The 15,936-nt window shown below is 35.1% G+C and carries 7 protein-coding genes; all 7 read right to left on the reverse strand.

The window, feature by feature from the left end; genetic code table 11:
- Positions 1 to 230: 230 nt before the first annotated feature.
- On the reverse strand, positions 231 to 719 hold the full coding sequence (locus H6W53_RS10335) for a hypothetical protein (RefSeq protein WP_185206596.1): 489 nt from the start codon (positions 717 to 719) through the stop codon (positions 231 to 233).
- A complete protein-coding gene (locus H6W53_RS10340) occupies positions 720 to 7,274 on the reverse strand; it encodes an RHS repeat-associated core domain-containing protein (protein ID WP_185206599.1) in 6,555 nt (2,184 codons plus the stop codon).
- A gap of 38 nt (positions 7,275 to 7,312) precedes the next feature.
- Positions 7,313 to 7,786 (reverse strand): hypothetical protein, encoded by a 474-nt coding sequence (locus H6W53_RS10345; protein ID WP_185206601.1) that lies wholly within the window; start codon positions 7,784 to 7,786, stop codon positions 7,313 to 7,315.
- Between the two features lie 6 nt (positions 7,787 to 7,792).
- A complete protein-coding gene (locus tag H6W53_RS10350) occupies positions 7,793 to 8,647 on the reverse strand; it encodes a cell wall anchor protein (protein ID WP_185206604.1) in 855 nt (284 codons plus the stop codon).
- Between the two features lie 250 nt (positions 8,648 to 8,897).
- The gene (locus H6W53_RS21675; protein WP_185206606.1) at positions 8,898 to 10,616 is read right to left on the reverse strand and encodes a helix-turn-helix domain-containing protein; all 1,719 of its coding nucleotides are present in this window, start codon (positions 10,614 to 10,616) and stop codon (positions 8,898 to 8,900) included.
- A 620-nt stretch (positions 10,617 to 11,236) separates the two neighbouring features.
- Positions 11,237 to 12,682 (reverse strand): TolC family protein, encoded by a 1,446-nt coding sequence (locus H6W53_RS10360; RefSeq protein WP_185206608.1) that lies wholly within the window; start codon positions 12,680 to 12,682, stop codon positions 11,237 to 11,239.
- Entirely contained in the window at positions 12,669 to 15,863 is a 3,195-nt protein-coding gene (locus H6W53_RS10365) for an efflux RND transporter permease subunit (RefSeq protein ID WP_076392652.1), read from the reverse strand. Before H6W53_RS10365 ends, H6W53_RS10360 begins: the two co-directional genes overlap by 14 nt.
- Between the last annotated feature and the right edge of the window lie 73 nt (positions 15,864 to 15,936).

A 15,936-nucleotide genomic window follows, 5' to 3' on the forward strand; every position in this document is an offset into this window, starting at 1 on the left:
AAATGATCTTAAAAAATAATTGATACTTTTATTGATCAGAAAAAATTTAAATATTTATAAAGTAAAATATTGCATTATAAAACACAAAACCCACCGCAATTGCGGTGGGTTATTTATTGTTGCTCACGGATTACAAATCCGCGAGATCGGGTTTTTATTAAAAATCATGTGTTAATTTTTTCATTAACAGAAGAGCAAAAAGTCATCTAAATAAATATACATTTTATAAATCATTCATAATATAAATTCGTAGCAGGTAACTCTTTAACATTTTTTTTTCTATAAATTATAGAATCTAAAACCTTCCTAAAGTTTACTATTCTTTTTCCTTTTGAGCAATTTTGTTTAGGGTTACTATGACTATATGTAAATATAATGTCTTTAATTTTATTATTATTAACTATTTTAACATGTATAAAATGTGGATCATTTATGGGAAGAATATTACATGAAAAGTCATTCGGTAAATCTAAAATGGAATAATTATTTATTTCATTAACTATTTTTTTAATCTCCTCCTCTGTAAGAACGACTTTTCTTGTACTATCACTTCTTTTCATTTGATCATTAGCTTCGTAATTTCTTGTAAACAAACTATCTTTAGAACTATAATGATCTTCACCTTTCCAATATTCAAAATAAAAATTTTGACTTTGAACTTTTGTGTTATTTCTGGAACAAGAAAAGAAGGATAGTAACAAAAAAAGATATATTTTCATTTAATATGATAATTTACGTTTAAAAATAGGTTCAAAAAATTTCATAAACTTCTGATAAGCCTGAAAGCCTTGTGAGTCTAAAGACATTATACGTTTCAAAATTTCTCCTTGACTGATTAAATTCATGCCACTTGTAGGCATATTATTTAATTTAACTAACGTCCATTCACTATCCTTTATTGCTAAATGCTCAAGATTATTAAGTGTATTTGTAGGATTATCAAATCTAGCATGGTATATAATCCCGGCAGAGTTGTAATAGGCATGAGCAGTTTCGTGTGCCATTGTTTTAGCTAATAAATATTTATTCTGAAGCACCTTATATGAATAAGTAATACTGGTACTATTTCTAAAGAAATTAAATCTAGAAACAGCAAGGTCTCCTGTAATTTTACCATCAACAATTTTACCATCAATAAGCCCATATGTATCATAAGAATCAAAATCAATAGTTTCACTTCTAACTCCGTATTTTGCATCACCATACGTACTTCTTGCATCTTTTACCCTATCTACAGGATCTTTTGCATAATACGGATCTGTAGCGTCTACATCAGCAGCACTCACACTTACATCAACATCTTCTACTTTTAATTCTTGCTTAAACTTAAATCCGGTTCTTCTATATACTGATATTGTATAACTGACTGCTGATGTTGCAGCTCCAATAACAGCACCTTTTATAAGACCTTTCAAAAAGTTATCTCCATTGATAAGAGCTACTACACCGCCACTGGCAGCTCCTGAAATAGCTCCATTTCCAACGGTAGCCAAGAAGCTTCCGGCACTAAATATCTGCCCGGCTCCTGCGGAGACGGCTCCTGTTACAGCACCGGTGACAAGAGCTTTTGCAAAGCCTCCTAAACTCCAGTTATTATTAATTGCTGCCTGAATTGTGTACATCGCAACACTTATTGCTGCACCAATAAGTGCTCCTGTACCGATTGCAACAGCATTTGCGACCAACCATGTAATGACCGGAGCCAAGAAGATGAATTCTCCAGACGGATCATTAAACATTAAAGGGTTATTCAACACATACCCATACTTATTGTAATTTTGAGTATTGTAAGGATCCTGAATGTTTTCATCTGCATTTAAGAACCTTCTTAATAATGGATCGTATAATCTTCCATTCATATGAATAATTCCAATTTCAGGAAAATATTCATGACTTGTATATCCTCTGTCTAATAATGAATTTCCATTGGCAAGAAGAGTATTGATTTGATTACGATCTGTAACTACCGCTTTATTTCCTTTTTGGAAATGAGTCATATTACCCCAAGCATCAAAATGCCTTTGCTCTAATTTATAGCCATTTTCATCGGTTATTGCTAAAATACTTCCTAAATAATCTTTATGCAAAAATTTATAAGAACCTGTAGTTTCAGCATAGTTTTTAATGAAAATGATATCACTTTTATAAGGATTTCCTCCAATATAAAGAATATGTTTCTCTGCTCCTGTACTATTATTCAATTGAATTTCGAAGCTTCCATCTTCACTATAAAATTTAGTAAATTGACCGTCCCCATCCGCATTGAAGTTTCCACCGTATGTAACTCTTTGCCTCATACTTGTTAATCCATATTGGAAGGCAACATCTCCCTTCATTCCATCGATAAATACAGGATCATTATTTTCATTATAAGCGATGGTTTGAATTAAATCATTATTATAATTTTGCTCTCCCGCAGAATTCAATATCATCCCGGTTGGTTGATAAATCTTAGCAGCATTATCATATTTAATTGTTCCCACCTGATCATTTTCCATAATTCTTCCTTTAACATCGTAAACATTTCTATTTACAGAAGGTTTAGTTCCTGTTACAGGATTCGTCCAATTTACAAGGCGGTTGTTATCATCATAATCAAAAGTTTCTGTGATATTAAAATCGCCACCTGTTGTTCTGCTTTCCAGTTCATTTTTAATAGCATTAAATGAATAAGATAGTTGAAGAATACTAGGTTTTACCTGTGAAGAATGATTTACGTTTGTTAAGAAACCATTTGTATCATAAGTATTATTAATAGTAGTCTCTCCCAGTTTTGCTTTTAAAATTTGTCCTTTAGCGGTAGTTTCCTGCAATTCTGAAAGTATCTTTCCAGAATTTTTATCTTTTATTTGGTACAACTCACCATTCCAAGGATTATATACATTTTCTAGTTGTACTTTCGTAAGTGTTCCAGAAGAATATAATTGTTTTTCGTAAGAAATTATTCTTCCTTTATCATCATAAGTGATTCCTTTATTAATAAAAATCTTTCCGTTGCTGCTCTCTGAAGAAGATAATATTCTTCCTTGCGGATCAAAGGATACGTTTGAACTGTAGGCTTTTCCTTTTGATATTCCGACTTTTGAAATAACTCTACCTTTATTATCATAAGTAAAGGAAATTGTTTTGCTGGTAGCCTGTCCTCCGTCTATGGTTGATACTTCGGTCTGAGTAATAAGCTGTCCTAAATTATTATGAGTATATTCTTTTGTTCCTTTTGGACTTATAATCTTTTTAGGTTGCCCCGCACCATCATATTCATATTTATACAATCCGTTAGATGGGTCATTTAGCTCTGACTTGTTACCCCAAGAGTTATATTTTGTAGTTACAGTGTTATTTCCATATTGAGCTTTTATTTGCTCTCCGGCTGCATTATATGAGAATATAATTGTTCCTCCTTTATCGGTAGAAGATATAACATTGCCTAAGGCATCTGTTGTCTTGGATGTTGTTCTTCCGTAGCCATTGAGCTCTTTCACATTAGTTGTTAAACCGGAAACAATAGTTTCCATCTGCTTCCCATTAAATGTTTGTGCAGTTATTTTTGCAGGAAATAAAGTATCGTCATAAACAATAGTATTCCACTCTGATGCTCCTTGTCCTTCAAAATAAGGTTCGCTATCTTTTATTTTTCTTCCTAAGAGATCATACTGTACTTCTTTTGAAATATATTTTCCTTGTACGAAAGCTTTAATAGAAGTTTTATATTCCTGCCCTAGCTTGTTTGTATATCTTTTAGATATTTTGCCATCAGGATCATTTTGGGTAATTATGATATTCGAATTATTATCTCTATCATATTGATATGTTGTAGTTCCAGATATATTACTTTTTGAAGTCAATAATTTTCCCCAATTATCATAAGTATTGGCAAGAACATTCCCAAGTGGATCAGTCTGAGTGAGCATTTGCCCCCAAGTATCATAGGTAGTAGTAGTCTCTAAGCCAAGATTATCAGTTTTTTTAACAACAAATCTTCCTTTAGAATCGTATTCGGTTCCTGCAACCTGGGTTTGAGAATCGATGCTATTAGTTATAATTTTTTGAGTGACATTTCCAAATCCGTCAAAGTTATATGTTTCTAATAAATATTCTGTATTATTTCTATTCCAGCTTTTTGATGTCTTTAAAAGATTATTTTCATATGTATATTCTGTATTTGAAGATTGTGTATCTCCATAAGCATATACTATATCCTTTTTTGATTTTGGGCGCCCGATATAGTAGTTTTCACCTATTCCGGATTCATTATTAAAATAGTCATAAAAAGAATTTTTAATGCCATAGCCATTATTAATGCTAGAACTGCTTCTTACAGGAAGATAATAATTTCCATATGAGACCAAACCTGCCGTTGTAATTCCCGTTAAAAAGTTTTTCTCTAAAGTAGTTCTAGGAAGGATTGCAGTTACTACTTTCGGTCTATCTGCATCATTTACAGTTAAAACAACATTTCCATCTATTAATTCATCTTTTTGATAATCGGTAGATTTGAATGAAAGTAATTGTGTGTTATTTTCGGAAATATCAGTCGGGAATATCTTACTCTCGTCGTTTGTTCTTATAGACCATTCTTTTATAGGAGATGAATCAAGAAGTGGATTAATTTCTACTCCTGTCCATACTTTTGTGTTTTCAAAATTATCTGCATACCAAGAAGAGCGAGCTACTTGATGATAGCCTACGATTCCTTTTCCTTGCATATGAGAGGTCATTCCTCTATATCTGAAATCCTGTTTTCTGTTTTCTTGTAAAAGCTGAGATACTGCATAAGAATTATCTGCACGAGCGAATGATACGTATGGATAATATTCTTTTTTAGTTTTAGTATAAAAATAAGGATTTGTATCCGGATTCAATTCTTTATAATCAATTGTAGTTGTAACACCAGCCTGATTGATGGATTTAATTCTGGATAGTTCGGCTAAAGGAGTCTGTGCTTTATACTTATGTACTCTCGTTTTTTTAAATACGAAAATATCATAATAATTATTATTGGATTTGATTGGATTGGTTAATGGTTGAAATAATCCATAATCTCCACCTCCTACACTGTATGATGGGCTTGAAGAGCTTAATCCCGGAACAAAATTCGTCCCTCCATTCGCCAATAATGTATTAACCTCATACTGTACACTTCTCCACATAGCATTTCCACTATTGTCTATTGCACCTACTGTACTTTTCGAATAAATAAATACAATATCAGATTTTCCATCTTTATTGATGTCTGAAATAGAATAAAAGTGATGATCAAGTAAAGATAAATTTGCAGGTTGGGTCGGTTTTCTATACTTTAGAAAATTCTGCTTCAAAGTATTTTCAAATCCATTTTCTGTACCCATGTAAAACCTCCAGTTATCTGCACTTTGATTTGCTGTAGTTGGAATTGTAAAATCCAGATTTCCATCTCCATTGAAATCTCCAAAAAGTATAGGATAATCAGGGTCTTTGGTTTCTACTAAGTTTCCTGAAAACTTAATTTTCTTGAGATATTGGGTTGGTGATGTTTTAACAAGTTCAAAAACAGTATATGTTGTGTTTGAAATGTTGATAATTTCTGTCTTTCCATCGCCATCCACATCCATATACACTTGATTTGGATAATCGCTTTCAAGAATTCCAGAGAATGGTGCGTAGGTTGAAAACGGAGCATTTGCATCTTTTAAATCTACAATATATTTATCTACAAATCCAAATCCTGACTGTGGTGATGAAGTAATAAACAAATCGGAAATTCCATCTCCATTTATGTCACCCTCGTTAAGGCTTATATTACACGATGTACAAGGTGTCTGAGATAAAACTTTTTCAAAAACCTTCACAAAGGTGTTGTTTCTAAAGATATAACCTACAGCTTTACCATTTTCATATTGAACAATTCCGTTTCCGTTATAAACTTGCCCTTCTTCATCTAACAGAACATTGACTACTTTAGCTTCTGCATTAAATACCTTTCCTGTAGAGATATCCTGATATGAATCGTTAAAAGCTCCAAGCTTTACAACACCATTATTCATTACAAAATCCAAATAAGAATCTCCGTTAAAGTCTCCTGTAAGCTTAACGTCATCAAAAGAACTGCTATTAAAAGGTAAAACTCCATAATAGTCTACACTTGCAGGAACTGAATTTGGATATGTAAATGTGACTGGATTGGCAGCTTCTCCTTGAGAATTATATTCTGTAATTTTATTTATAAACTTATAATTTGTCCCATTCTGCAAGTAGTCAATTACATATTTTCTATAAGAATTACCATTGGATTGTACTTTAACCTCTGTTAATAATTTATCCTGAACAAATTTATATCCTTTCACATAAGATTCTTCTACCAGGTTTCTGTTAGTGTAATTAAAATCTATTCTGTTAAAATGAGGTTTGTTTAATACTTCGTTTCCTCCCCATTGTATGGAAGATATTCTGCTTACACGCCCCTGCATCTGCCCTGCATTGTAATCATATGAATAACTGATATAATTACCTTGAGCATCTTTCCATTTTACAATATTATATTCAAGAGGAGTTCTCCCATTAAAAGTATTAAATTCCGGATCATCGGATTGGATATCTCCATACCAAGCTTGAGAACCATCTTCAAAAGTTACCTGAAAATACATTGGCTGAGGAGTAGATGCCTGTGCTGTTCCTATAGATTTAATTTTAATATTGGAATATTTTTCGGTAACATATTCAGCTCCATCCTTTCCATATTCTCCAGATTTTAAAATTAACCTTTGCCCATTAAAACTATAATAATCTGAATAATCTAACTGAAGCCCTTTAGCCTCTCCATTAATTTCAACAGACTTTCCCATTCTTGTAATTGCAGTAATTCCTGAAAGATTCCAGCCGTAACCAGCAAGACCATTTCCTGAACCACTTACATATACAAGACTTGTTTGTGGAGCAACACTTTTTACACCAGGAGGTAAATCTATTAGTAGTGTATATTGTAATTGACCCGCCCCTGTTACTTCAATATTACCTTTAGTATCATGAAAACTTTGTCCTGAAGGAGCTGTCGTTCCAGACGGATTACTTGCCCCCGCTCCAGAATCCGCAGGTCCACCTCCCGGATTTTCCGTGGCAGGACCAATCTTAGCTACAAAAGGATTCGACACACTTCCTGATGCCTGAAAGCCCTGAGCCAATACAACTGTCTGCGGATCCTGCACCGTTCGGGTCGTGCTTTCTGCCTGATACAGTATGGTCTGCGAAAAGCCCATGACTGAACATAAGGACAGTATAAATGATGAAAATAATTTCATTTTCATTGTTGTTAATAATTATATTTTGTTAAAAATTTTTATCGCTTTGTAATGTTTCTGCTGAAAACCCTTCCGTCTTTCAATGTAAAATGCAATATATAAATACCCCAATCGTAATTGATCATATTGATTTTCAACTGTCTGTTTAGACTCGGAATGTTTTGTTGTTGGAATTTCCAGTGAACTGTGCTGTGCTGGTAAAGTGAAACAGATTCAATAAGGCCGTCAACTTCTTCCGTCCAGTCAATGGTAAGATAATCGTTAACGGGAACCGGATATAATCTGATCTGCTTCCAGAAAGCTTTTTCATCCATTACAGGATCTTGTTTCACAGAAGTTACTGTTTTGATTTCTTCCACTTTCTTCATTTCTTCGGGCGCTGTTTTACCTGCTGAGTTAGTTCCTCTGTATCTTTGGTTTCCGGCTTCGTCATACTTGAAATAAACTTCTGTCTGAGAAAAACCGAAGAAACCTATCATTAAAGAAAAAAGGGAAAGTATTTTTCTTTTCATCTGTGGTTATTTTTTTGTTGATAATAATTCCTGAACTTGCTTTTTAAGTTCTTTAATGTCTTCAGATTGAGATCTCAAAGCTTTATTTTCTTCCTGAAGTCGTTTTATCTGCTTATTTTGTTCGATTGAATAAAGTGTTAATTCTTCAATTTTTTCAAGAAGTTTAGCATCCATTTCTCCAAGGTTAATTCCATTTTTCTCTATCTCAGAAGCAGAAGGAATATTAGGGAGGTGACCATTTTCAGCAATATGCTTTTCAACTTCTTCTAGGGTTTTAAGTTTATAATCGTTCTTAAATACATAATCTGCCCAGCCATTAGTAGTTGATACATCAACTTTTATCTTTTCTGTTCGAATTCCATCTTTTACAAATAATCGGTAATCATTACAGTCTGCACAAGTATTACTTGGATTAGTCCCTAAAAAAAGTTTCCCATTCGCTCGCAGTGACATGATCCATCCATATGCACTAGAAGTTGGCCATCCGGCTACATCAATAATACCTGGATTATTAGGTTGATATTGAGTATATCTTAGAAAAACAAGGGAGTTTCCATTATCATGATTAGCTCCTTCATTCCCAACATAAAAAGTATCACTCACTATATTAGTTACTACCTGTGCTCTTCCTGAAACCTTTAATGCAATATCATTCGCAGGTGCTCCACCAATACCAATATTTCCATTACTATTAAAACGCATTCTTTCAAGATTGTTGGTTTTAAAAACCAGATCTTGGCTATCCAAAGTACCTATAAAATTGTTTGAAGAATTCGTTCCTGAATTTCCATTTAAATTCCAAGATTGAGCAGGCACTAAGGTTGAGGCTAAAATAGCTAGTAACAGTAGTTTTGTTTTCATAAAAGTTAAAATTTGTTAAATTAAGAGTTGCAAAATTAAATTTTATATTTCACAGCAAAAAGAGTTTTAATGACATTTAATATGACCTTTATCACTTTTTTGTGACTTTTTTTTGCTTAAATCACCCTATAACAGGGGTGATCCATTCTGATGACAAAACTTGTAGTCTTATTTTCAAATATTAAATTCTAAAAAATCAAAACAAGAAAAATAAAGCAATGTAAAACTTAGCTAATATTTTTTATAAAGATTAGGAATAACTATCCAGCTCTTCCTTTCTCTTTTTAATAAAATCTGTAGGGCGAATTCCGTTGATTTCGTAAAAAAGATCTGAAAAATTTTGTCTGGAAGCGATTCCGCATTCTTTTGCGAGGGTTTCGATGCTGTATTTTAAGTATTTTTTATCCTCAAAAAGCAGATTGGTGATGTAATTGATTCTGAGTTCACTTAAATATTTATTGAAATTCGCTTTTTTATATTCATTAATAACCTGAGAAAGATAGTTGGAATTAGTACCCAGTTGGGCGGCTAATTTACTAATGGTTAAACCTTTTTGTGTAAACCCTTTTTTATCTTCAAACGTTTTAAGCTTTTTCAGAAGTTCTTCTACCTTATTTTCTGTAATCGTCAGTTTCTTTTCTTCGATCTGCGGAACAAGTTCTTTGGTTTCTTCCGTCTCTTCTTTCTGATGGTTTGCCGTAAACTTCTCTTCTACCAAAATATACTTTTTCTGAATTTCTTTGGATTTTTTATGCCTTCTCGTCAGCAGAACAACCAGACCGATTGCCCAGATAATTAACACAATGATAATAATAGTCCCGAGATAATTTATTTTCTGAAGTTTATTTTTTTCGTCCAGTAAAGTATCGGTATCGTAATCTTTATGAATTTTCGGGGACAGATAAATAAAATCTCTAGACATAATACTGTCTGCACGAAGCAACTGGCTTGTGTAGTAGAGCTGGTTCTTCTCGTTTTTCTCTTTTTTGGAATAATCGATCAGTATTTCATAATTTTCCCTCAGTTCCGGAAGGATAAACTGATGTTTCTGAAAAATGGAATCAATCTTTTTAAAATAAATAATAGATTGTTTGGTCTTTTTAAGATCGGAATAAGTTTTCCCGATGTAGAAATAACTTACCGAAAGCCTTGCAAAATCACGGCTTTCTCTGATCACGGGCAGAGACTGATTAAAGTCTTCTAATGCTTCCTTGAATTGATTTCTCTTGTATTCGGAAATTCCTTTCGACAAAAGGAAATAACCTTTTTCCAGAGCATAATCCGGATTATCTCCTACTTCAGAAAGTCCGGTCTGTATAGCAGCATCCACTTCTTCCTGTTTCCCAAGATGCCTGTTGCAGATAATAAGCTGATGAAGACTGTTGAGATAGCCTTTTTTATTGTTATAAATTTCATTAGGATGAAGTTTGGTGATGGATTTCGCCTTTTCCCTGTAATAAACAAGACATTTTGTAAAGACCTGTGAAGCATCTTCGTAATAGCCGAGATAGCTTTTCACCACTCCGATATGATACAGATTCTGATATTTCAGATATTCATTTCTGGTATTTCTTGAATATTTATAGGCTTCAAGATATTCGTTAAGAGCAAGTTGAAACTTTTTATAATGGTAATAATAAATAACGCCTTTATCAATATGGGCAACAATTTTAAGATCATCCTCATTGGTCTGGTTGGCTGCCCAGATCATGCTGTCTGCATACTTCAGTTTATTTTCATTTAAAGAAGAAAAAAATACCGCATCTTTATATCCCTGAACCAGTTTTTCGTAATTCTTTTCCTTTTTTGCCAAATTGAGATATGGCTTTATAAAAGGAAATGCCTTCATGTCATTTTCCGGAAAATCTTCATACTTCAACCTGAGTTTATAATATTCGCTGTATCCTTCCTGCGAGAAGAATAAATTAACAATTCCGATAAAAAGAATAAAAAATAGTTTTTTTTTCACCCTTGTTCAATAATCCTATGTGTAAACTTTGCCAAAAGTACAGAAAATAGATCATTTTTTATCAAAGAATATGGAATTAAAATGTGGTATAGAATTATTTCTACTTTACAAATATATCAATTGAAAATCAACCAATTAAATAATAAATACAGAAATATTCCGCTGTCTCAATTTATGAATAATGACCGCAACTGTTTTTTTATTTCACCACAAGGTTATAATTTCGAAACCGGAAATCAAAACAATAGAAAAAATTAAATAAAGCCGTTTTATATACTATTGAATAGAAAGAAAGCCCTAAAAAAGCACATGCAGATAAATTTTGAAAGCTAATAAAAAAACATGATTCTATTCATAAATCTTACCACCTTCCTTAACAGGAGAAATTACTTTTTTGGAAGGCTGGTTTTTTTAAAATTTAATTTTTCAAAAAAAAGCTAATAACCATTTTTTGAAATACAATAACCGCGAAGAAATAAATTAGTCCTGTATCCTACAGGTAAATTGGGAAGGAGGTTCTGAAATATGAACCTTTTTATTAAAGTTTTCAGTTTTAATCGAAAAGAGACTGTTCCTTATGGGCAGCCTCTTTTCTTTTTAAAACATTAAGGATTTACAAATCACTTCCAGCCTCCGCCTAAGCTCTTGTAAATATCAACAACTGTACTCAGCTGTTTTTGTTTAGCTTCCACCAGTTCCATTTTGGCATCCAAAGCATCTCTCTGGTTCAGAAGAACTTCCAGATAATCGGCTCTTGAATTTTTAAACAGCTGATTCGCTATATCTATTGATTTTTCCAAAGCCTGTGTTTCTTCAGACTTCAGTTTGTAATACTGATCGATGTTTTTCACCTTAGACATTAAATTAGCAACATCCAGATACGCATTCAGAATGGTTTTATCATATTCGTACAACGCCTGAATCTGTCTTGCATCTGCTGTCTGAAAATTGGCTTTAATAGCACTTTTATTAATCAGCGGACCCGCCAGTTCACCCACCAGACTTGCTGCCATAGATTCCGGCAATTTAACCAGATAAGATGGTTTGAAAGCTTCCAATCCTAACGTTGCAGAAATTTCCAGACTTGGATAAAACTCTTTTCTGGCAGCTTCCACATCCAGTTTTGAAGATTTTAATTCCAGTTCAGCCTGTTTGATATCGGGACGGTTCGCCAGTAGCTGTGACGGAATTCCGGTATAAACCGTCTGAGGAATCATCGACATGAAATCTCCTTTTGATCTTACAATCGGTTGAGGAAATCGTCCGCAAAGCGCATTGATTTCGTTTTCTTTTTCCGTAATTTCCTGACGGATGGTAAATTCCGAAGCTTTAGATTTTGCCAGTTCTGCCTCGAATTTTTTTACCGCCAATTCAGTTGCTGCCGCAGCTTCCTTCTGAATTTTTGATATTTCCAGAGCTCTCTGCTGCAATTTCGTATACTGCTGAATGATATCCAACTGATTATCCAGAGCCAACAATTCATAATAATTGTCAGCAACTTCCTCAATTAAGTTCGAAAGAATAAAATTCTTCCCTTCCACGGTAGAAAGATAATGTGCTACCGCAGATTCTTTCTCCGTTCTCAGCTTTTTCCAGATATCCACTTCCCAGTTTGCCATCAGTCCACCCTCAAAATTCCCAAGCGGATCCGGCATTTCTTTTCCGGGTTCTATTTCTGTGGTGGCATCACCTGCTCCTTCGCTGGTGTAGCGTCCTGCTTTTTTCACACCCGCGCCGATTCCTGCGGAAACAGTAGGCGTTAATCTTCCTTTTTTTGCCAAGACACCGCTTTTTGCAATCTCAATTTCCTGCAAAGTAATCATTAACTCCTGATTATTTTTTAAAGCAGTTTCTATTAAGGCTACTAAATTAGGATCTGTAAAAAACTGTCTCCAAGGGGTTGTTCCGCTGTTGTTGTTTGCATCACCCTGATCTTCCTGATTAAAATTCTGAGGAATATTTTCTTTCACCTCATCTTTTACCACGGTCGCCATGGGCGCCTTACAGCCTGCTAAAACAAGCGATAAGGCAATGGCAGCTATATATCTTTTATTATAAATCTTCATGTTTGTCGTCGTGTTGGTACGGTTCTGTTTGTTCTGTTAAAGGATTTTCCTCTTCATATTTTGCCAGTTTCGATTTTTCTGCGATTGTTCCGAAAATGTAATACAATCCAGGAATAATCATCAGTCCGAAAATAGTTCCGATCAGCATCCCTCCTGCTGCAGCGGTACCGATGGTACGGTTACCGATTGCTCCCGGTCCGGTAGCCAGAACTAATGGAATTAAACCTGCAATGAATGCAAATGAGGTCATCAGAATCGGACGAAAACGGATCGCAGCTCCTTCGATGGCAGCCTGCGCAACAGGAATTCCTTCTTCCGCTTTTTTCTGAACGGCAAATTCTACAATCAGTACGGCATTTTTACCTAAAAGACCAATCAGCATCACCATTGCTACCTGAGCGTAAATGTTATTTTCCAATCCTAATAATTTCAGACATAAGAAAGCTCCGAAAATACCTGTAGGTAACGATAAAATTACCGGTAACGGAAGAATGAAACTTTCGTACTGTGCGGAAAGAATCAGATAAACAAATCCTAAACACACTAAGAAAATGAAAATCGCTTCGTTTCCACGGCTTACCTCGTCCTTAGAAATACCCGCCCAGTCGATCCCGAAACCTCTCGGAAGGGTTTTATCCGCAACTTCTTTAATGGCTGCAATCGCCTGTCCGGAACTGTACCCCGGAGCAGGAGTACCACTCACCTCGGCAGAATTGTACATATTATGTCTGGTAATCTCGGAAAGACCGTACACTTTTTCCAGATGCATAAAATCTGAATACGGAACCATTTGCTCCTTATCATTTTTCACATACAATTTCAAAAGATCACTCGGTAGTGCACGATATTGAGGTCCCGCCTGAACGATTACTTTATAAGGTCTGTCGAAACGGATGAAGCTGGTTTCATAGTTCGAACCGATTAATGTGGATAAATTATCCATTGCATTTTCAATCGTTACTCCTTTTTGTTCGGCAAGATCATTATCCACTCTCAACATATACTGAGGGAAACTCGCGGAATAGAACGTAAACGCAGAACCCAGTTCCGGACGTTTTTTCAGTTCTCTTACGAAGTCGTTACTTACCTTTTCCATTTTTTGATAATCTCCGCTTCCCGCTTTATCGAGCAGACGAAGCTCGAAACCACCTGCTGCACCGTACCCCGGAATGGAAGGCGGCTGGAAGAATTCTATATTTGCACCGGGAATATTCTTCGCTTTTTCTTCAAGCTTTTCTATGATTTCCGCGGCAGATTCTTTACGGTCTTCCCAGCTTTTAAGATTAATAAGACAAGTACCGGAGTTGGAACCCGTACCTTCCGTAAGGATTTCATAACCCGCCAGTGAAGAAACAGACTGTACTCCATCTATATCTTCAGATTCTCTTAATAGTTCTTTGGCAATCTGGTTGGTTCTTTCCAGTGTAGAACCCGGAGGAGTCTGAATAATGGCATAAATCATTCCCTGATCTTCCGCAGGAATAAATCCTGAAGGCAATGAATTGCTTAAAAAGAATGTACAGGCACAGAACGCAAGTAATAAAGGTAAAGTTATTGTTTTTTTCTTCACCGTTTTATTAAGCATTCCTTCATATTTGTTAGCTCCTTTTGTAAATAATCCGTTGAACTTATCAAGGAAAATAGTAATCGGAGTTCTTCTTTTTGCTTTTCCGTGGTTATTTTTTAAAATTAAAGCACATAAAGCCGGCGTTAATGTTAAAGCAACAACCCCTGAAAGAATAATTGCAGAAGCCATAGTGATGGAAAACTGACGGTAGAAAACTCCAACCGGACCAGACATGAAGGCAATAGGAATGAATACGGATGCCATTACCAGAGTAATTGCGATAATTGCCCCGCTGATTTCATGCATCGCTTCTTCAGTTGCTTTTAGCGGAGATAAATGCTTCTCCTCCATCTTGGCGTGAACGGCTTCAATAACCACAATCGCATCATCTACCACGACCCCGATCGCCATAACAAGCGCAAATAACGAGATCATATTTAAGGTAATTCCGAAGGCGGACATGACTGCGAAAGTACCTACTAATGATACCGGAACCGCCAAAGCAGGAATTAAGGTCGAACGCCAGTCTCCCAGGAATAGGAATACCACGATTGCTACCAAAATAAAGGCTTCAAAAAGCGTATGAACTACTTTTTCAATAGATGCATCAAGGAATTTTGATACGTCATAACTGATGTCGTAATGCATTCCTTTCGGGAAAGTGGTTTTCTGCAATTCTTCCATCAAAGATTTTACATTTTTGATAACGTCACTTGCGTTGGAACCATACGATTGTTTTACCGTGATTGCCGCAGAAGGTTTTCCGTTCAAGGTAGAATAAATATCATACATGGAAGACCCGAATTCTATATCTGCAACATCTTTCAGCCTGATGAATTCTCCGTCCGGTTTTGCTTTAAGAATGATATTTCCGTAATCTTTTTCATTATTAAAACGTCCCGGATATTTTAAAATATATTCAAATGACTGCGATCTCTTCCCTGAACTTTCTCCTGTTTTTCCCGGAGAAGCTTCTAAACTCTGCTGATTCAGGGATTCCATTACTTCATCTGCGGAAATGCTGTATGCCGTTAATCTATCCGGTTTCAGCCAGATACGCATCGCATATTCTCTTGTTCCAAGGATATCTGCGAAACCGACTCCGCTTACCCTTCTCAATTCAGACATTACATTGATGTCTGCATAGTTGAAAAGAAATTTCTGATCAGCTTTCGGATCATCACTGTACAGGTTAATGTACATCAGCATATTGGGTTCTTCACGGGTAATTTTCACCCCTTCACGAACAACCAATGGCGGAAGTTTATTAACCACCGAAGAAACACGGTTCTGTACGTTTACTGCTGCTACATTCGGATCGGTTCCCAAATCGAAAACCACCTGAATGGAAGCTTCCCCGTCGTTTCCGGCATCGGAAGTCATATATTTCATTCCGGGAACCCCATTCAGACCTCTTTCTAAAGGAATAACAACGGATTTAATCAACAATTCATTGTTGGCTCCGGGATAATCCGCCGTAATGTTTACTTTGGGCGGAGAAATGGACGGAAACTGGGTAACCGGTAATTTTACAAGGGATAAAACTCCCATAAATACGATAATCAAAGAGATTACGATAGACAGAACAGGTCTGCGAATAAATTTCTTAAACATAAAATAATGATGAATTATTAATGATGAATGATAGATGATGATTATGAAGTTTTTGCATAATCACGATCACGTA

The organism is Chryseobacterium sp. C3, from assembly GCF_014218905.1.
Lineage (GTDB): Bacteria > Bacteroidota > Bacteroidia > Flavobacteriales > Weeksellaceae > Chryseobacterium > Chryseobacterium mucoviscidosis.

Coding starts and splice junctions, on each gene's coding strand:
- H6W53_RS10335 (WP_185206596.1), bottom strand. CDS start 719: ATGAAAATATATCTTTTTTTGTTACTATCCTTCTTTTCTTGTTCCAGA.
- H6W53_RS10340 (WP_185206599.1), bottom strand. CDS start 7,274: ATGAAATTATTTTCATCATTTATACTGTCCTTATGTTCAGTCATGGGC.
- H6W53_RS10345 (WP_185206601.1), bottom strand. CDS start 7,786: ATGAAAAGAAAAATACTTTCCCTTTTTTCTTTAATGATAGGTTTCTTC.
- H6W53_RS10350 (WP_185206604.1), bottom strand. CDS start 8,647: ATGAAAACAAAACTACTGTTACTAGCTATTTTAGCCTCAACCTTAGTG.
- H6W53_RS10360 (WP_185206608.1), bottom strand. CDS start 12,682: ATGAAGATTTATAATAAAAGATATATAGCTGCCATTGCCTTATCGCTT.
- H6W53_RS10365 (WP_076392652.1), bottom strand. CDS start 15,863: ATGTTTAAGAAATTTATTCGCAGACCTGTTCTGTCTATCGTAATCTCT.